Annotated in this window: 14 protein-coding genes and 2 rRNA genes (1 of these 16 only partly in view); 6 read left to right on the top strand and 10 right to left on the bottom strand. The window is 47.3% G+C overall.

The window, feature by feature from the left end:
* From KDN34_RS17230 to KDN34_RS17220, 3 genes are all read left to right on the top strand, one after another.
* Positions 1 to 1928 (top strand): 23S ribosomal RNA (locus KDN34_RS17230) (it extends 961 nt beyond the left edge of the window).
* Positions 1929 to 2068: 140 nt separating this feature from the next.
* A 5S ribosomal RNA gene (rrf, locus tag KDN34_RS17225) occupies positions 2069 to 2184 on the top strand.
* 375 nt (positions 2185 to 2559) lie between these two features.
* Complete coding sequence (locus KDN34_RS17220) at positions 2560 to 4896, top strand: putative bifunctional diguanylate cyclase/phosphodiesterase (protein WP_212594909.1); 2337 nt, start codon at positions 2560 to 2562, stop codon at positions 4894 to 4896.
* Here the strand turns inward: KDN34_RS17220 and KDN34_RS17215 are convergent.
* Positions 4831 to 5796, bottom strand: a complete 966-nt coding sequence (locus KDN34_RS17215; RefSeq protein ID WP_212594908.1) for an alpha/beta fold hydrolase — start codon at positions 5794 to 5796, stop codon at positions 4831 to 4833. The genes KDN34_RS17220 and KDN34_RS17215 overlap by 66 nt on opposite strands.
* 160 nt (positions 5797 to 5956) lie before the next feature.
* On the opposite strand from KDN34_RS17215, the gene add reads away from it, so the two are divergent.
* Positions 5957 to 6964, top strand: coding sequence for an adenosine deaminase (gene add, locus KDN34_RS17210; protein WP_212594907.1), 1008 nt, complete (start codon positions 5957 to 5959; stop codon positions 6962 to 6964).
* A 26-nt stretch (positions 6965 to 6990) separates the two neighbouring features.
* Here the strand turns inward: add and hemN are convergent, their stop codons facing one another.
* From hemN to KDN34_RS17185, 5 genes are all read right to left on the bottom strand, one after another.
* Positions 6991 to 8367 carry an oxygen-independent coproporphyrinogen III oxidase gene (gene hemN, locus KDN34_RS17205; protein WP_212594906.1) on the bottom strand — a complete coding sequence of 459 codons (1377 nt, stop codon included), beginning with the start codon at positions 8365 to 8367 and terminating at the stop codon, positions 6991 to 6993.
* Between the two features lie 221 nt (positions 8368 to 8588).
* The gene (locus KDN34_RS17200) at positions 8589 to 9053 is read right to left on the bottom strand and encodes a DUF2489 domain-containing protein (RefSeq protein ID WP_212594905.1); all 465 of its coding nucleotides are present in this window, start codon (positions 9051 to 9053) and stop codon (positions 8589 to 8591) included.
* A 12-nt stretch (positions 9054 to 9065) separates the two neighbouring features.
* Entirely contained in the window at positions 9066 to 9587 is a 522-nt protein-coding gene (gene yihI, locus KDN34_RS17195) for a Der GTPase-activating protein YihI (RefSeq protein ID WP_212594904.1), read from the bottom strand.
* Positions 9588 to 9676: 89 nt separating this feature from the next.
* Positions 9677 to 10315 carry a methyltransferase domain-containing protein gene (locus KDN34_RS17190; protein ID WP_212594903.1) on the bottom strand — a complete coding sequence of 213 codons (639 nt, stop codon included), beginning with the start codon at positions 10313 to 10315 and terminating at the stop codon, positions 9677 to 9679.
* Between the two features lie 446 nt (positions 10316 to 10761).
* Positions 10762 to 11313, bottom strand: a complete 552-nt coding sequence (locus tag KDN34_RS17185; protein ID WP_228730382.1) for a c-type cytochrome — start codon at positions 11311 to 11313, stop codon at positions 10762 to 10764.
* Positions 11314 to 11537: 224 nt separating this feature from the next.
* Here KDN34_RS17185 and yihA point away from each other — a divergent pair, with 224 nt between their 5' ends.
* The gene (gene yihA, locus KDN34_RS17180) at positions 11538 to 12197 is read left to right on the top strand and encodes a ribosome biogenesis GTP-binding protein YihA/YsxC (protein WP_212594901.1); all 660 of its coding nucleotides are present in this window, start codon (positions 11538 to 11540) and stop codon (positions 12195 to 12197) included.
* 583 nt (positions 12198 to 12780) lie between these two features.
* Here yihA and polA read toward each other — a convergent pair.
* The gene (polA, locus tag KDN34_RS17175) at positions 12781 to 15558 is read right to left on the bottom strand and encodes a DNA polymerase I (RefSeq protein WP_212594900.1); all 2778 of its coding nucleotides are present in this window, start codon (positions 15556 to 15558) and stop codon (positions 12781 to 12783) included.
* 382 nt (positions 15559 to 15940) lie between these two features.
* Between polA and elbB the strand changes: the two genes are divergently transcribed.
* The gene (elbB, locus tag KDN34_RS17170) at positions 15941 to 16594 is read left to right on the top strand and encodes an isoprenoid biosynthesis glyoxalase ElbB (RefSeq protein ID WP_212594899.1); all 654 of its coding nucleotides are present in this window, start codon (positions 15941 to 15943) and stop codon (positions 16592 to 16594) included.
* 62 nt (positions 16595 to 16656) lie between these two features.
* Here the strand turns inward: elbB and KDN34_RS17165 are convergent, their stop codons facing one another.
* The 3 genes from KDN34_RS17165 to glpE all read right to left on the bottom strand — a co-directional run bounded on the left by KDN34_RS17165 (position 16657) and on the right by glpE (position 19688).
* On the bottom strand, positions 16657 to 18393 hold the full coding sequence (locus KDN34_RS17165) for a M1 family metallopeptidase (RefSeq protein WP_212594898.1): 1737 nt from the start codon (positions 18391 to 18393) through the stop codon (positions 16657 to 16659).
* A 162-nt stretch (positions 18394 to 18555) separates the two neighbouring features.
* On the bottom strand, positions 18556 to 19386 hold the full coding sequence (gene glpG, locus KDN34_RS17160) for a rhomboid family intramembrane serine protease GlpG (RefSeq protein WP_212594897.1): 831 nt from the start codon (positions 19384 to 19386) through the stop codon (positions 18556 to 18558).
* A complete protein-coding gene (gene glpE / locus KDN34_RS17155; protein ID WP_212594896.1) occupies positions 19386 to 19688 on the bottom strand; it encodes a thiosulfate sulfurtransferase GlpE in 303 nt (100 codons plus the stop codon). Before glpE ends, glpG begins: the two co-directional genes overlap by 1 nt.
* Positions 19689 to 19737: the final 49 nt, after the last annotated feature.

Below are 19737 nucleotides of genomic sequence, written 5' to 3'. Positions count from 1 at the left end.
AAAGGGAAACAACCCAGACCGTCAGCTAAGGTCCCAAAGTTATTGCTAAGTGGGAAACGATGTGGGAAGGCTTAGACAGCTAGGATGTTGGCTTAGAAGCAGCCATCATTTAAAGAAAGCGTAATAGCTCACTAGTCGAGTCGGCCTGCGCGGAAGATGTAACGGGGCTAAGCAATACACCGAAGCTACGGGTTCATACTATGTATGAGCGGTAGAGGAGCGTTCTGTAAGCGGATGAAGGTGAAGGGGTAACCCACACTGGACGTATCAGAAGTGCGAATGCTGACATGAGTAACGATAATGGGGGTGAAAAACCTCCACGCCGAAAGACCAAGGGTTCCTGTCCAACGTTAATCGGGGCAGGGTGAGTCGACCCCTAAGGCGAGGCCGAAAGGCGTAGTCGATGGGAAACGGGTTAATATTCCCGTACTTCTGCTAACTGCGATGGAGAGACGGAGAAGGCTAGGCCAGCGCGGCGACGGTCGTCCGCGTTTAAGGTTGTAGGTAGTGTGCTTAGGCAAATCCGGGCACATAATACTGAGGGCTGATGACGAGTCACTAAGGTGATGAAGTGGTTAATGCCAAGCTTCCAGGAAAATCTTCTAAGCTTCAGGTTAGCAGGAATCGTACCCCAAACCGACACAGGTGGTCGGGTAGAGAATACCAAGGCGCTTGAGAGAACTCGGCTGAAGGAACTAGGCAAAATGGTACCGTAACTTCGGGAGAAGGTACGCTCTTGTTGGTGATGAGACTTGCTCTCTAAGCTGACGGGAGTCGCAGATACCAGCTGGCTGCAACTGTTTATCAAAAACACAGCACTGTGCGAACTCGCAAGAGGAAGTATACGGTGTGACGCCTGCCCGGTGCCGGAAGGTTAATTGATTGGGTCATCTTCGGAGAAGCTCATGATCGAAGCCCCGGTAAACGGCGGCCGTAACTATAACGGTCCTAAGGTAGCGAAATTCCTTGTCGGGTAAGTTCCGACCTGCACGAATGGCGTAATGATGGCCAGGCTGTCTCCAGCCGAGACTCAGTGAAGTTGAAATTGCGGTGAAGATGCCGTATACCCGCGGCTAGACGGAAAGACCCCGTGAACCTTTACTATAGCTTGGCACTGAACATTGACCCTGCATGTGTAGGATAGGTGGGAGACTAAGAAGTTGGGACGCTAGTCCTGATGGAGTCGACCTTGAAATACCACCCTTGCAGTGTTGATGTTCTAACCTTGGTCCCTTATCGGGATTAGGGACAGTGCCTGGTGGGTAGTTTGACTGGGGCGGTCTCCTCCTAAAGAGTAACGGAGGAGCACGAAGGTTGGCTAAGTACGGTCGGACATCGTACGGTTAGTGTAATGGCACAAGCCAGCTTAACTGCGAGACAGACACGTCGAGCAGGTGCGAAAGCAGGTCATAGTGATCCGGTGGTTCTGAATGGAAGGGCCATCGCTCAACGGATAAAAGGTACTCCGGGGATAACAGGCTGATACCGCCCAAGAGTTCATATCGACGGCGGTGTTTGGCACCTCGATGTCGGCTCATCACATCCTGGGGCTGAAGTCGGTCCCAAGGGTATGGCTGTTCGCCATTTAAAGTGGTACGCGAGCTGGGTTCAGAACGTCGTGAGACAGTTCGGTCCCTATCTGCCGTGGGCGTTGGAAGATTGAGGGGGGTTGCTCCTAGTACGAGAGGACCGGAGTGAACGAACCGCTGGTGTTCGGGTTGTCATGCCAATGGCATTGCCCGGTAGCTATGTTCGGAATTGATAAACGCTGAAAGCATCTAAGCGTGAAGCGAGCCCCAAGATGAGTCTTCCCTTGGACCTTGAGTCCACTGAAGAGCCGTTCGAGACCAGGACGTAGATAGGCAGGGTGTGTAAGCGTTGTGAGGCGTTTAGCTAACCTGTACTAATGACTCGAGAGGCTTAACCATACAACCCAGATGGGTTTTACTGAAAACATTCCAGATGTTTTCTAGCACTTCCTCCATCCCTGGAGGTCGTTAACCTTGAATGAATATGAATACTTGGTTGAAGTAGAGAACGAAGCAGCTTTCCGAATTGACCGAATTTGCTTGGTGACAATAGCATTGTGGTCCCACCTGACTCCATTCCGAACTCAGAAGTGAAACACAATCGCGCCGATGGTAGTGTGGGGTCTCCCCATGTGAGAGTAGGTCATCGCCAAGCGCCTATTTATAAACAAAAGGCCTCAGTATTCACTGAGGCCTTTTGTTTTTCTGATTAGAAACGGCACTATCAATTTTATATTTGATATTGCTGAAGCAGATCATATTTGTAATAAATTATGTCATGAAACGCTAAAACCAATTGGCTTTACCTTAAATTTGTAGGTAAATTGAACGCCCTCTAAAGGTCTACCCAGTTGTTCGTGGAGTCCCTTTTGTGAAGCTATTACGACCTTTTCGATTTTATTTCATTCCTGCAGTTATTCTCTTTATTTATACCTGCTTGCTAGCGGGTACTTATTTATATGAACATCATTTGTTGTTAGCCAGTACCGTTCAAGATGTTCTTTCACACTGGAATGAAGAACTTGGCAGAATGAATCTGATCGCTAGCAAAGCGAATGAACTTCAAGATCCCTCTCGCATAGATGACGAGATCGTTTTCCTCAGTAACGATCTGGATTTAAAAACATTTATTTTAGTAAACGCATCAGGCAAGGTTCTGTTTGCCAATCACACTATTTGGCGTGGAAATAATGCAGGAGAAACCGTTGAAGAATTTTCTCCTATCCTGCATGACGATGTGGTTAAGGCTGGCATCCCCACTACAAAAGTGGATTTCGAAGCCGCGGTGTTATCTATTTATTATCCACTAACGCTTGAGCATGCAGATATTGGCAAGCAACCACAGTTAGTGTTTATGGAATATGACTTATACCCTAAATTTTCGGCCGCCGAACAATCCTTTCGCGCTCACTTCTTTTTTGTGTGGGGGTTGATAACACTGTTTTTGTTGGCAATTTTTTTGTTTATTTACTGGTCATTTCAACGTCCAATCCGGCAATTAATCAATGCCATTGATGATATGGGGGTATTGTCTTCGTCTTTTTTAGTCGCTGATGAGTTAGTTGAATTGCAACAGTTGTTATATAAGAATCAACAGCGATATCGGGATCTCATTAATAAACTAAAAGATAACGAACAGCGTTGGCTGTTTGCTATCGATAGCACTCGCAATGGCATTTGGGACTGGCATATATCTAGTCGAAAAGTGTTTTTGTCCGACCGTTGGAAGGAGATGTTAGGCTTTATGCCAGAAGAACTGGAAGATAGCTTTTTGTCATGGAAAGAGCGGTTACATCCCGAAGATCAGAATGCGGTGTTATTGACGTTACAGGCTTTTTTGGACGGTAAGGTTACCGAGTTTGAGTCGTTACATCGTTTGCGTCATAAGGATGGCCATTATGTATGGATCCTTGATCGTGGGATGATTATTGAGTGGGATGAAAATGGGCAGCCCTCCAGGATGATTGGAACTCACAAGGATGTTTCTGAAGACGTTAATAATCAACAAACCCTTACACATCTATATTCCCACGACTCGCTGACCAATCTGATAAATCGTCACAGTTTGATGAAGCAACTCCAAGACCTCTTTGCGTCTAATACTGATACTACCAGCTACAGCGCTATGTTTTGTTTAGACTTGGACAATTTTAAGGTGATTAATGATGCATTGGGGCATCAAGCAGGTGATCAACTGCTGGTCCAATTAGCAGCAAGATTATCGGCGCAATTTTCAGACAACCTAGTTTCTCGGCTTACTGGTGATGAATTTGTTATTGTACGAGAACAGCTTGGAGCGTCTCTAGCAACAGCCCGAGACCATGCACTGGTCGTGGCTGGAGAACTCCGTCGTATCCTTGGAGAAGGTTTTTCTGTTGATGGTAGACAGCTGCATCTTTCGGGGAGTCTCGGTATTTATGTTATTGATAGCCGCGAACAACTATCTCCAGACGAATTGCTACGGCGCACAGAACTGGCAATGTTCACTGCTAAAGAGATTAGCCGCGATAGCTATATCGTTTATACACCTGATTTAGAGCAACGCGCATCTAAAAACCTGCTGCTGCAAAGCGAGTTACGTAACGCTCTTAAGCAGGATCAATTGGCTATTCATTATCAACCTGTCGTCACTGGCGATGGCAAGTTAGTTGCTGCCGAGGCCTTGTTGCGTTGGTATCACCCAGAGCATGGATATATCTCTCCAGCAGAGTTTATACCGTACGCAGAACGTAATGGGTTTATCAATACATTGTCAGAATGGGTGATAACAGACGTGTGTCGTTTTATTAATGATGCAATCAAGCACGGTTATGCTGTTCCTCGGATCTCGATTAATATCAGTGCCAAGCAGTTTAATCAGGTTGATTTTGTTTCTAGTTTTTTAGAGACCATTAGCCAGTTAAAAGTCTCAGCTACTCAACTGCAATTAGAATTGACAGAACATCTATTACTGACTGAATTATCTATTATTCAGAGTAAATTTGAGGAGTTACGCCGTGCAGGTGTCGCAATCGCCATTGATGATTTTGGTACTGGCTATTCTTCGTTAAGTTACCTGCAGCATTTACCTCTGGCACAACTCAAAATAGATCAATCGTTTGTACAGCAGATAGGTTGTGGTGCAAAAGATGATGCCATTATAACGACGATAGTGAGCATGGCTCATGCCTTGGAGTTAGAGGTTGTTGCTGAAGGCGTTGAAACACTTAACCAGAGAAATTTTTTAATCAATACTGGATGCGACCGTTTTCAGGGCTATCTTTGGAGCAAACCGGTGGCAGAAGCCGAGTTTGTAGAACTTTTAAGCGCTGGTGCCGTTATCCCCGCAACCGCTATTGCGCTCAAAAAAACTGAACAGATACTGTAGCGCCACCTCGCGAAAAACGTCTTCTTCTATGAATAACTCATGATGAGCGCCTGGGATTCGTTGGAGCTGCGTCCTTGGACCTATGGCATGCTGTTGTGCACGGTTATCAACAATGTGATCATTTCCTGCTTGTAAGATCAGTAGCGGAACAACGGTATTTGTTTGCGCAAACTGCCGGGCTTGTTCACTGGCAATCAAGCTTTCAATCAGCCACTGATTGGTTGGTGAGCCTAGTTGCACTTGCGGCACTTGCTGGTAGAGCTGTACGAGTTGTGCATAACGTTTGCGACAATGTGTCAGTTGATTTTTCTCAAAGCTCATAGCCTGATAATTGTGGCCCCCAGGTATGTAGTTGGGTTCTTTTCCGGGGATATAGTTATTTAATATTTTGGCTAACCACAGAATAAAACGGCGCGGCAAGGGCAGTTTTATGCCAAACATCGGCGCGCACAATACTGCGGCATTAAATACATCGCTGTGATGTTTGAGATACAGCGTGCCAATGGCACTGCCCATCGAGTGTCCAAGCAGAAATAACTGCGAATGTGCTGCCGGTTTTACGACCTTATCAACGAACAGTCCTAGATGATCAACATAACGGCTGAAACGGTCGATATGACCTTTGTGTGGATTCACGGTTAATCGGCTCGAAAGTCCCTGGCCGATATGATCCAAGGCATAGACGCTATAACCCTGTTGGTAGAGATCATAAAGGGTTTCCTGGTATTTGAGATAGCTCTCCACCCTGCCGTTACTGACCACTATGGCTTTGTTCGATTGTGGATGACGGATAAAACAGTATGCAAGTGACAGGTGGTCTTCAACCGGCAGTCGCGCTTGTGTCACCTGTTGCCAGAACGTGGGTAAATCATGTTTATCAGTAAAATGGTTCTGGTTCATGCGCTTGCAAACTTCCCTGAATTAGAACAGTTTTTCAGCTTTAGTTTATCAGAGCTGATGTGATTCGGGATATCTGCTGTTTGAGGTTTTACTGGCTGGCACTACTGCATGCTAGAATAGGCTGCACTTTACCTATACTCATAACAATAAGGCTGTGCATATGATTGACTATTCCATTCCCTTGGTGGATTTACACCGCCATCTTGACGGCAATATCCGCATCGAAACTATCTGGCAATTAGCCCAGCAGCATGGCATTCGTTTACCCGTAACCTCTGCGGCAGCCTTAAGGTCAGTTGTTCAGGTACAGGGAACGGAAGCAAATCTGCTGGCCTTTCTCAGCAAACTGGATTGGATGGTGGCGGTCTTGGCCGACTTGGATGCGGTTAAGCGTGTCGCGTTTGAAAACGTGGCGGATATCGCCGCTTCAGGACTGGATTACGCCGAGTTACGCTTCAGCCCTTATTACATGGCACAATCACATGGATTACCACTGCAGGGGGTGGTCGAGGCCGTGCTTGATGGTATTCGTGACGGGATAAAACAGTATCCAGTGGCGATTAAGCTGATTGGGATTATGTCGCGCTCTTATGGTGAGGCTTGTTGTTTGCAGGAGTTAAATGCATTACTTGCCTGTGCTGATGGCATAGTGGCCATTGATTTGGCTGGCGATGAGTTAGGATTTCCTGGGGAACTGTTTACTGGGCATTTTAAGCGAGTTCGGGATGCCGGATTACAGATTACCGTGCATGCGGGCGAAGCGGCTGGCCCGGAAAGCATCTGGCAGGCGATTAAGGAGCTTGGTGCCAAACGCATCGGTCATGGTGTCAAGGCAGTTTCAGATCCCACGCTAATGGCATATCTTGCTGAGAATCGAATCGGTATCGAGTCGTGCCCTACGAGCAATTTGCAGACATCGACAGTGGCATCTTATGCTGGACATCCAATACGTGCATTTATTGAGTCAGGGATCTGTGTGGGACTGAATACTGATGATCCGGGGGTAAGTGGCATCGATATTCAGCACGAATACCAAGTTGCCAGTACGGCAATAGGCTTGAGTCCTGAGCAGTTACGACAGATTCAGCTGAATGGTATCGAGATGGCCTTCTTGTCTGACAGCGAACGTCGCGCGTTATATGAAAGTAAAAAAACAAAAGCCGGCTAATTGCCGGCTTGTGCAATAACGGCGGGTTAAATTACCCGAGAGAACTGCTGCTGACGTGCTTTTTCACGGAAATATACGTCAAAGCAGATACAGATGTTACGGATCAACAGACGGCCAGTAGGGCTTACCTCAATTTTACGATCTTCGACTGTCACCAGTTTATCGTCGATAAAGGTCTGTAACAGCTTCAGGTCTTCGGCAAAGTACTCTTCAAACTGAATACCCAACTGTTGTTCCATCTTTGCCATATCCAGTTCGAAATGGCAGATAAGCTGTTTGATCACCGCGCGGCGGATTTCGTCATCGTGGTTCAGTTTGCAACCTTTCCACAAGGCATGGCCAGTAGCTTCAATGGCTTCGTAGTAAGGGTGGATATCTTTTTGGTTCTGCGCATAGCAATCGCCAATCTGGCTGATTGACGATACCCCAAGACCTAACAAATCGCATTCCGGTTGGGTAGTGTAACCCTGGAAGTTACGGTGCAGGCGACCTTCACGCTGCAATTTTGCTAACTCATCGTCTGGTTTGGCAAAATGATCCATCCCGATGTACTGGTAACCTGCACCAGTTAATGTCTCGATGGTGTACTGCAGAATTTCCAACTTCTGTTGCGGTGTCGGCAGATTCTCTTCTTTGATTTTTCGTTGCGCGGCAAAACGCGCAGGCAGATGCGCATAGTTGAACACAGACAAACGATCAGGCGAAAGCTCCAGAATTTTGCTAATGGTCTGGGCGAACGTTTCTGGTGTTTGATAGGGCAAGCCGTAGATCAGATCCACGTTAGTAGAAACAAAGCCCATGGCTTTGGCCTTATTGATCAGGTCAAAGATAAACTGCTCGTCCTGCTCACGGTTAACTGCTACCTGCACGTCTTTATTGAAGTCTTGCACCCCGATAGAGATACGGTTAAATCCCGCTTCTTTCAGTGTATCCAACATTGATAGTTCAATTTCACGTGGATCTACTTCGATCGAAAACTCACCTTCATCGGCAAAATCAAAGTTAGCTTTCAGCAGTGAAGTCAGACGCAGAATTTGCTCTGGTGACAGGAAAGTCGGGGTGCCGCCACCCCAATGCATTTGGGTGACTTTGTAGTGCTTGAACAGTGGCGCACGAGTAATGATCTCTTTTTCCAAGTACTCAATATACTGATCAGCCTTGTGCTGATGACGCGTCACTATCTTGTTACAACCACAGTAGTAGCAAAGTTTGGCGCAGAATGGGACGTGCACATACAGCGACAGATGTTCACCTTTGCTGTTGGCAATCGCCGACAGTAAATCGCCTTCAGTGAATGATTCATCAAACTCCAGCGCAGTGGGATAAGAAGTGTAACGTGGGCCGCTGTAGTTGTACTTCTCGATCATCGACTGATCCCAACTGATGTGTGTGGGCTGCTTCAAGGCGAGTCCTCCGACAGTAATTTAGCAATGGACGAAGTATGCGGCTTTATTGGTCTAATAACCTTGATCAAGGTTGAAAAAAAACAATCAGCCAACAGGAAAGTAGCGAATATCCATGAAAAAGACGGCCATGTCTGCCGCCTTTTCTAGGTTTTGTGCACCGACTCACGCCGCGCCATTACGGCTTTGGAAACTTTATCAATATTATTGGCTTGGCGCTATCAATGCGTCACGGGTTCAAATTGTGCCAGCCGCTTCGCCTCCAGCAGGATGGAGTCCTGTAATGCGGCTTCTGATTTCAGCCGTTGTAAGTCCAGGCGCATGCGCTCCTGCTTTTGTAACTGCGCTCTGGCATCTCGGATCGGATGGCTTTTTATCACTTCAAAGTGCTGATATAAAGCTGGAAACTCACCCTCTACTCGCGCTGTTAGCGAAAGCAATTCGAACAGTTTCGCTATGCGATAAACGCCCTCAGAGATTTCACAACGATCTTCTGTCATTGCGGCGGCAATATAGCGAATATCGCCCAGCAGCTCTTGCCGCTTTTGTTCCAACGCCTGTTGCTGTGCATGTAACGCGGCTTTATTGGCGGCGGTCTGCTTTTTCAGGCGCAGCAATAACATGGTGGCGTACATACTCAAACCGGCGACAATCAACATGCCGATGACTATCAGAGTTATCTCCAAAACGGCTCCCGCTTACTCTTTCTGATACTGTTGTAGTTGTTCCAGCCCAGCGTCAAATTTTTCCAGTAGCGCATCATCGCTGTCACTGTGGTCAGTGACTGGTTCATCCAGATCTTCAATGCCCAATTTCTGCATCAAGGTTTCGATTTTTGCCAGTTGTTTGTCCAGCCACTGCTGATCCTCGGCAGACAGATCTCGACCTTCTTCCAACATGTCCAGCAGTTGATTCAATCGTGGATCTTCTTCCAGTTGCAGCAGTTTTTGCTCATCGGTTAATTTCACCTTGGCAGCTTTAGGCTGAGCAGACTCTGACGCTATTTGGCCAAGAGCTACCGGCTTTTTACTGCCAATGCGGGGATCTTTAGCTGTTTTTGAGCCTCCGGCGCTGGCACTGCCTGCTGGATTTTGACGGCTACCGGCTTTGTTACCGGAATCCTGTTTCTTACGCGCAAGTACACGCTCGGACTTTTTGGTTCTGGGAGCATGTTTTGGGGCGGCGTCGCCGGCCTTACGCGATTTCTTCATTCGGGTCATATCGTTCTCGACGGTAAACTTAATGCTTTTAGCCGGGATGCACATTGACGCGTTTAGTCATGTGTCACCGGGGCGCGTGTTATAGCAAATTATGATGCTTTTTGCATCAGAACAAAGTCCCCTTGTGCAAATATTAATTGCAGACAGCTATGCTTGGCCAAATATGCAAATGTTTGCGGCTGATAAAAGCTGACGTGTGTCGGGTTGTTTTTGTAATGCCATTTGGAAAATACAGCTACTGACTGCAAAAGCGGTGTGGAGATCGCCAGCCAGCCGCCGGGCTTTAACGCCTGTACTATTATCTGCCATTCTTTGACGGGCAGGTGAAAATGCTCAAATACGCGATAGCAACTGATAAAGTCATATTGCTGATGTAACAACTGATGTTCAGGTGCGAAAAAAGGGTCATATTGGTGTAACCGATGCCCGGCCAGCGCCAATGGTTGAAGCAGTTGCGGGGCTAATACTCGACCAAAATTCAACCCTTCCAAGCTATTTGATTGCAGAGATTGCAGTTGTAGTAATAAGGTTTCAATAAAATGCGCCAGCTGCTTCTGTTTACTCTCGTGGCGCGATCTGCCATAGCGCTGCTTTTCGGCATTTGGTAACAAGTAACTACTCGGATTAGCAAACACCAGGGCACAAGTCTGACACAAAAAAAAGTGACGGCGGCGATCCTCAAAGACCGGAATGATATTGTCATGACGGCAAAGTGGGCAGTGCTGCATCAGATCAGTACGCTGAAGATAAGATGTTGAGATTATGCCATAAAAAAGCGGCAGTATGCCTGCCGCTCAATAATGGTGTCCAACACCTGATTCATTGATCAGCCATCCTTGCTGCATCAAACGACTCTCCCGGTCAAATTCCCTGCTTTTTATGCCGCTTCCTGCGTGTCATTGTTGGTGGTCAAAGACCTTTCTGGGGGTGAGGCGGTCGCCGCACTCATCTTTGCTGATGTGTGATTGCGGGCACATCAACAAAATCGTCAATCCATAACGCCAAGCCGACCATCCATGTCGAAAATACAGAACTAACCTCGCGCCAATATTGATTATTTTTTTAGGTTATCGGTCTGAGTGTTTGTATTCGCTGCACATTAAAGACAAATACGTGATCCCTGTCAAGCTGTTTATGTTTACGTAAACGTCAATTGTGGTGTTTGTTGTTCAGATCATTTATGCGGCAGTTGCGCCATATATTGCGCAAGCGCTTGAATATCGTCATCGGTGAGCTTACTGCAAGTATCCTGCATCATGCCTTGGTAGTCGTCTTTGCGTTTACCGCTGCGAAAGGCTTGTAACTGTGCACTCAGGTAGTCTTGGTGTTGCCCGGCGATAGCTGGAAATCCCGCAGCCGCCATACCTTTCCCATCAGCACCATGGCAAGCAGCGCAAGCTGCAATATCACGCGAGAGGTCGCCCCCTAGAAAAAGCTTTTTACCTTCGCGATTTACCTTATTCACTGCTGACGCTGCACTCGGCTCCTGGCGCGCGTAATATTCAGATAGCTCATTAATTTCGGCGTCAGACAGTGTTGCGGCCATAGCACTCATTACTGGGTCTTGGCGACCGTTTTGATGATCATTGGTTGCTGCTGCTCGAAATGCTTGCAATTGCCGTTTTAGATATAAGGCTCGTTGACCTGCCAGGGATGGGTATTCACTGATAGTACTGTTACCCTCGGCACCATGGCAGCTAGCACAAATTGCGGCTTTGGCTGGCATGGATGCCGCTGTAGCTGATGAAATGGAGGCTACCATTAAAACTGACGCATAAAAGCTAGGATGTATTTTCATAATAACCAAAAGTTAGTTACCACAGATTGACGGCAGTTAGCCGTTGACATGGTAATATGACACAACTAAGGGGTTATTTTACACAAATCTGATTATCGCACAGCACATGCCGTTGTTGCGGTAACTTTAATCAATGTTTATGGAGTTGCCAATTGACGACTACCCGTATCAATTTTCACAAAACGCGCTTTCTGATCAGTGCGCCGGATATTGCCCATTTAGAGCAACATCTGGCGGAAGTATCAGGTATTGAGATTGCCTTTGCCGGACGTTCTAATGCCGGGAAATCCAGCGCGTTAAATGCATTGACTGAGCAAAAAAGTCTGGCCAGAACCAGTAAAACACCTGGTAGAACGCAGTTAATTAACGTGTTTGCTGTAGACGAATGGCGTCGCCTGGTCGACTTACCTGGTTATGGTTTTGCTCAGGTACCTCAGGCGATGAAGATAAAATGGCAGCAAGCATTAGCTGAATACCTGCAGCACCGAGAATGTCTTGGCGGTGTGGTGGTGTTGATGGATATTCGCCATCCGCTAAAAGACCTGGATCGACAAATGGTCGAGTGGTCAGTTGCCAGTGAACTGCCAGTTTTAGTGTTGCTGACTAAGGCTGATAAGTTAACGCAGAGTGCGCGTATGAAAACCGTTAATGACGTGCGCAAAGCATTAGAGGAGTTGAAGGGCGAAGTGATTGTTGAGCCTTTCTCTGCTTTGAAAGGCACCGGCAAAGAGAAAGTCTTGTCTATTCTTGATAATTGGTGTCATCCGCAATGGCTGGTGGATGGCATTGCTGCTGCGCAACCGACTGAATAACCCCTCAGTATTTACTTCAAAAAAAAGCCGAGGATCATCAGGATCTTCGGCTCAATACCTTTAGCTCTTTTGGGGAGAAGCTAAATTTTCAACAAGACTCAAGTCCCATCAAATTTGGGGTCTGATGGCGACGTTTTGCAGAATAGCGCAGAATAGCTTCAAATTAAAGTAATTACTCTAATTTATCCATAAAAAAATGGCCCCGGCAATCGCTTGCCGGGGCGCCAGATTTGGCATCACTTAAATGTGAAATAAAGGTCTGAAAGATAGAACATCTTAACCTCTGTACCCTACGCGCTGAATACTATCTTATTAGACGTAAATTTGAAAACAGTTTTTTTAAAAACGTATAAATATTGCTTGATTGATCACATATGGTGCATTGATTTGCTTGTTTTGTTATATCTTATTGTTTTAAAACAAAATAGCTTTAATTGTTACGCGTTGTAAGACTGATTCGAGCTGAATTTTATGTCTAATTAACATAAATTTATGCACTATATTGTGGCAAAAAAGATAAAAAAGCTGCCTGATGGCAGCTTTTTCGGTAGCAGATAGTAGAGAAGACGTTCCACTCAAACAATCAATGGGCCTGTTCCCAGCTATCACCAATACCTGCTTCAGCAAGCAGTGGTACGTGCAAATCTGCCGCTGCCGCCATCAGTTCACACACCTTAAGTTTGAGTGTTTCGGCTTTTGTTACATCTACTTCAAAGACCAGTTCATCGTGAACTTGCATGATCATGGTGATATCGTCACTGGCTTCCCGTTCAATCCACTCAGCAATGCTGATCATCGCTTTCTTGATAATATCGGCGGCCGTGCCCTGCATCGGTGCGTTGATCGCGGCCCGTTCTGCCGCCTGGCGTCGCATGGCGTTACGATCACGAATCTCTGGCAGGTACAATCGACGGCCAAACAGGGTGGAGACATAACCTTGCTCAGCTGCCAGTGCTCGGGTTTGTTCCATATATTTCAGCACCCCTGGATAGCGCTTAAAGTAAATATCGATATAGCTTTGGGCTTCATTGCGCGGAATATCCAGTTGCCGAGATAGACCAAAGGCCGACATGCCGTAAATCAGACCAAAATTCACAGCCTTGGCACGGCGTCGTTGTTCGGATGTGACGGTTTCAAAGGCAACATCAAATACTTCTGCGGCTGTGGCCCGATGAATATCTTTGCCTTCGGCAAAGGCTTTCAGCAGCCCTGCATCCTCTGACAGATGTGCCATGATCCGCAGTTCAATTTGTGAGTAGTCGGCAGCGAGGATTTTGCGGCCAGTCGGTGCAATAAACGCCTGACGGATCTTGCGGCCTTCTTCGGTTCGCACCGGAATATTCTGCAAGTTAGGATCACTCGATGACAAGCGACCGGTAGCGGCATTAGCCTGATGGTAACTGGTGTGTACTCTGCCGGTTTTGCCATTCACCATTAACGGTAATTTATCAGTATAAGTACTCTTCAGTTTGGTCAGGCTGCGATGTTCCAGAATAATTTTGGGGAGCGGATAGTCAAGCGCGAGTTCCACCAACACTTCTTCCGCAGTCGAAGGCGCTCCTTTAGGCGTTTTTTTGATGACCGGGTAGCCCAGTTTTTCAAAAAATAACTCTTGTAGCTGCTTGGGGGAACCTAGGTTAAATTGCTCACCGGCAATCTCATACGCCTTCAGTTCTAATTGATCGATTTTGCGGGCGAGTTCATCACTTTGTTGTGACAGCAGCATGGTATCGATCAGTACGCCGTTACGTTCGATTTGTGACAACACTGGGATCAACGGCAGTTCGAGTTCGTTGAATACTTGCGGCAGACCTTGCTCTTTCTCCAGTCTCGGCCACAAATGCTGGTGCAGTCGCAGCGTAATATCTGCGTCTTCGGCAGCGTAAGGCGCGGCAATATCTAATGGAATCTGATTAAATGTCAGCTGTTTAGCGCCCTTACCGGCGATATCTTCAAAACTGATACACTTATAGCCGAGATATTTCAGTGCCAGGCCATCCATATCGTGACGGGAAGCGACAGAATTGAACACGTAGGATTCCAGCATGGTATCAAACTGAATGCCTTGCAGCTTGATACCGGCATTGGCCAGAATGCTCATGTCATATTTGAGATTCTGACCGACTTTGCGGATTTGAGGATTTTCCAGCAACGGCTTTAATTGGGATAACACATAATCTTTGGTGAGCTGTGTTGGTGCCCCGTCATAATCGTGGGCAACTGGCAGATAAGCTGCTTCCCCGGCATTGACGGCAAAAGAAAGACCGACTAGCTCGGCATCCATGTAATTAAGACTGGTGGTTTCGGTGTCTATGGCCATCAAAGGGGCTTGCATGAGCTTTTCCAACCAGCGAGCCAATGCGGCTTCTGTGAGAATCGTTTCGTAGTTGGCTTCAATCTCTACGGGTTCTGGTGCCTGTGGCGCAACAGTTGCAGCCGCACCGATACTGGTGAGCTCTCGCTGTGGATGTGGCAAACGATTTTCCAGGACTTCCCCCAGCCAACGTTTGAATTCCATTTCTCCGTAGAGTTTTATCAGTGTATCGCGGTCGGGTGCTTCAATGTTCAGTTGCTGCCAGTCCAGCTCTAATTCACAGTCAGTTTTGATGGTGGCCAGTTGATAGGATAGCTCCAATATCGCCGCGTTTTCACTGATTTTGGCGGCCATGGACTTGGCACCACGAAACGCCATGGTAGTGACACACTCAGGTTCTGCCAGGAGGTGTGACACGCTGCCGGCTCCTTGCAGCATTGCCAAGGCGGTTTTTTCTCCCACACCAGGTAATCCCGGAATGTTATCGGCTTTGTCACCCATCAAGGCCAGCAAATCGATAATCTTGTCTGGGCCCACGCCAAATTTTTCGCAGACTTCGGCGGGGCCCATAATGGTGTCGGTCATGGTGTTGATAAGAGTAATATTGTCATCGACCAGCTGCGCCATATCCTTGTCGCCTGTACTGATCAGAATGGCGCGTCCAGCTTTACTCGCTCTTAATGCCAATGTCCCAATTACATCATCGGCTTCGACTCCTGATTCACATATCAGCGGCAAACCTAAGGCTTTAATAATCTGGTGCAGCGGTGCAATCTGACTGCGAAGATCATCCGGCATCGGTGGACGATGAGCTTTGTACTGTTCATACATTGCATTGCGGAATGTCGGTCCTTTGGCATCAAACACTACTGCCATTTGCTGCGGTTGGAATTTACTGAGCAGACTACGCAACATATTGACCACGCCATAGACGGCACCGGTGGCTTCACCCTTAGAATTGGTCAGATGTGGAGGTGCATAATAGGCACGATAGAGATAAGAAGATCCATCCACAAGGATCAAGGGATTTTCAGCAATTTTTGGCATAGTGGCTTAGTATTGTCTGCATTGAAAAGGCTTTTTAGCATGCCACAACAGCGGATTTTCAGCCACGACAAATTGACTCGCATCCTGTGGATAAGTCTGTGAGTTAAAAAGTTGACAAAATAACTGCAAGATTTGGAGTGAACAGATCTCGTTATCTAATATTATGATTTTTAATGTTATTTTTAATTGTTGTGAACTGGATTCTGTTTTGTGTAAATCTTCCCGGTTGTGGATTTCTAAAATTCCCTTTCCAGATTTACGACGGAGACGGACGGTTGTCTGTGCTCGCTGGAATAGAAGAAATAAATTAGCATGATTTTTGAGCGGATCAACATCTGTATAACCTTTTATTAAACATAAATGACATAAGAGGGAATTTTTAATGAAAAAAATCGCGGTACTGTTGAGTGGTTGTGGTGTATTTGATGGTAGTGAAATTCATGAGGCGGTACTGACGTTACTGGCGTTGTCAAAAGCCGGAGCCCAATACCAATGTTTTGCGCCGGATATTTCACAGCTGCACGTGGTGAATCACCTGACGGGTAATGTTGCTGCTGGTGAACAGCGTAATGTGTTGGTAGAGGCCGCTCGTATTGCCCGTGGTGATATATTGCCGACGACGGCATTGCAGGTATCAGAGTTTGATGGCTTGGTGATCCCAGGCGGCTTCGGCGCGGCTAAAAATTTATGCAATTTTGCGGTGGCTGGCGCTGCCACGGAAGTTGCGCCGGAAGTGAGCGACTTTATTCAACAATTTATCGCTGCAAATAAGGTGGTTGGGTTTATCTGTATTGCCCCGGTAATGATCCCTAAACTTTATGATAAAGGGGCTAAGGGCACCATTGGTAATGATGCTGCCACTGCCAGTGCTTTTTGTGCGATGGGCGGCGAGCATGTAAATACGCCGGTGACGGATATTGTTGTCGATAGTGCGCGCAAAATTGTCAGTACTCCCGCCTATATGCTGGCTGGATCAATCGCTGAAGCCAATTCAGGCATTGAAAAGCTGGTGGCGAAAGTGCTGGAGTTAGCATAACCCCTACATCGATAAAAAGCCGTTCCTACAGAACGGCTTTCCTTGGGCTTAGCCAATTCGCCTTAATTGGTTTTTGTTGCGGATTTCTTTTGCGTTTTCGCCTGGTCTTTCTTGGCCTGTTGCCACGCCTGATAAATCGCAAAATGCGGCTGATCTTTCAGGATGAACTGGTGCGGATCTGCTTGAATCCGTGTGGCGGAACCGACGTTAAGACTTCCCTGACCTCCTGGCATGGCAACGGTATAGAGTTTGCCGTCCACCGCGACTTCCACCGGCATCGGAAATGCTGATTTAGTGCGCAGCCATTGCAGTTGTAATTCGGCCCCGTGACGCGTCACAGCCAATGCCGGCAGTTGTGCCTGATAAAGATAATTATCAAAAAACCAGTGCATGTCACTACCACTGATCCGTGTGACGATATCAATGAATTCCCGGGTGCTGCTATAACGCGGCTTAAATTTTCCTGGCTGTGGATCAGCGGCACCATAGACTAATTCACGAACCGCCTGGAAAAACTTGTCGTCTCCCAGATAGTGTCGCAGCGTGTGTAACACTAAGGCGCCTTTGTTGTAGATATCTTGTCCTGGGCCGCGTTCCGGATCGTAAACCGATTCTTCGGTTTGTGACTGACCCGATACGACCGGTGCCTTGTTGGTTATCTTGGCGCGGATCTGATACAACTGCGCATCATAGGCCATATCGCCCCACAGATATTGTGCATAAAGAGGTTGCATGTAGGTCCCAAAACCTTCATGGATCCAGAAGTCATCCCAATTTTTATTGGTGACCTGATTACCGAACCACTCATGGGCCAATTCATGCTGCAGTAGACCATCATAACCAAAAATGCTTTTGGCATAACCGTTACCATAAGCATTGATTGTTTGATGTTCCATGCCGAGATATGGCGTGTGCACCACGCCCATTTTTTCGTTACTAAAGGGATAAGGCCCTATCATCTGTTCGAAAAAGTCCAGCTGCTGCGGAAATTCTGCAAAGAGCTCTCGGGCTTGCTTTTCTTCACCTTTAAGATACCAAAAATCCATTGGATAACTGTTACCGAAGCGACTGTGATAGGTGGCTTCCAGCTTTTCATACGGGGCAATATTAAGGGCAATGGCATAAGTATTGGGTTGTGTAACCAGCCAATGATAAGTGCGCCAGCCGTCTGTTTCAGTCATGCCTTTGAATATGCCATTTGACGGCGCGACCAGCGGTGCTGGCACGGTGATAAATAACTCAGCCGTTTCGGGTTCGCCGGTAGGTTGATCAATACAAGGCCAGAACAGGTCACATCCTTCACCTTCAACTGCTGTGCCAATCCAGGGTTGACCATCAGCGGTTTTGGCCCAGACAAAACCGCCATCCCATGGCGCATGCTTGGCGACATGGGGTTTACCGGCGTAATCGATAGTGACGCTAAAGGTGCTTCCCTGCGTGACTGGCTGTGGCAACTGGATCTGCAGCCGCCCATCAGGGTTGTGCCATTCGCGGTTGGGGAGGGCTTGCTGATTAACTCGTATCTGGCTAATGGCGAGTTTGGGATCAAGGTCGACGGACATCGCGGATATTGCCGCTTTGGCTGTAAAGGTTAATACCGCATGACCACTAATCCGCTGGCTGTCGGGAAACACTTGCCAGTGTAATTCCGCTTTGGTGAAGTGTAATGCTTTCTGTCCAGCGGGCATGATGCCGCCAGATTCTTTAGTAATGGCACTAAGTGCGTTTTTAAGTGGCTTCTCAGCATGTTGGGCACAGCCCATGGTCAACAGCGCTAATAGGCAAATGAGATTTTTCATACGACTAATCGGTCAGAAACAAAGTCTTAACATTACCCAGTAATAGGTGGTTTACCAAGAGCATGATGCGCAGATGTTGACACTGGGATGCACAAACCCAGCAAAGATAAGGGGTTGTGTGACAACAAAATTTGTAAGTGAATACAACAGGCTGAGATGAGATTACTTACGACTGTCCAGCCAACCTTGCGCCATCCCGACGGCTAATCCAGCCATATGGGCACCGTTGGCAATATTCAGACCAAACATTCCGGTAAAGCCAAATGCGAGCCATAACAGCATAAACCCAACCACTGCCGGTTGTACGGTGATCCCGGCAGCCGGTTTTAAGCGTCCCATCAACCAGCAATATCCCAGGAGTCCATAGACCACGCCGGAAAGTCCCCCAAAATCAGGGCCCGAAACAAAATATTGCACCAGGTTGGGTAAGGTTCCGGCCACCAACAACAGTAATAATAACGGCGCACTGCCAATGCGCGTTTCAATGCGGCCCCCCAGCACCCACCACCACATCAGATTAAATACGATGTGCAAAGCTGAAAAATGTAACAGACTCGGGGTAAACAACCGCCAGACTTGTGCGGGGGTGGCATTAGCCGAACTGCCAAAAAAGCCGAGGGCATTGAATACTGTTTCATCTCCGCCGAGATTCATAATGGCGAAGATAACAATGCAGGAAAACATTACCAGCAGTGTTATTGGTCCTGCACCGGTAATAAATTGACTGAATAGCTGGAGTGAAGGCGCGCCGTAGTCCGGAGCCTGACGGTTGTCACCGTGTTCCCAGGAGGCTTGGCGATATTTATTATCACCGGGGTTGTGGATGAAATCGAAAAAGGCTTTGCGGGCGGCCTCGGCGTGTTGTGGTTGTTCAACACAGATGGCAACACCTCGTTCCAGATGAACTAACTGGCATTCAATACCCTGGCCGCGCAGATAGTCAATCAGCGCCAATGCTGCACGTTCATTTGGAAGTTGGCCAATTTCTATCATTAGTCGTACCAAGGCCAGGCAGCAAAACCACCTTCCAGACTATAAACATCATCAAAACCTTGCTGATGCAAATATTCGGCAGCACTTTGGCTGCTGATGCCGTGATAGCAAACGACAACCAAGGGCTTTTCCATATCGGCCTGTGCCATAAAAGTTGCCAGATTGTCATTACCAAGCCGGATAGCACCGGGAATGTGGCCTTTTTCAAAACTGCCAGCATCGCGGATGTCGACGATTTGCACATCTGCCTGTTGCTGCATCTGTTTTAATTTGGTGGCAGAGATTATTTGGAAAGCACTCATGTACGACCTGAAGTTATAAGTGAGAGATATTTCACATTTTGCATCAGGG

The organism is Shewanella yunxiaonensis, from assembly GCF_018223345.1.
In the GTDB taxonomy this organism is placed as follows: Bacteria; Pseudomonadota; Gammaproteobacteria; order Enterobacterales; family Shewanellaceae; genus Shewanella; species Shewanella yunxiaonensis.
This window is presented reverse-complemented; position numbering and strand designations above follow the sequence as displayed.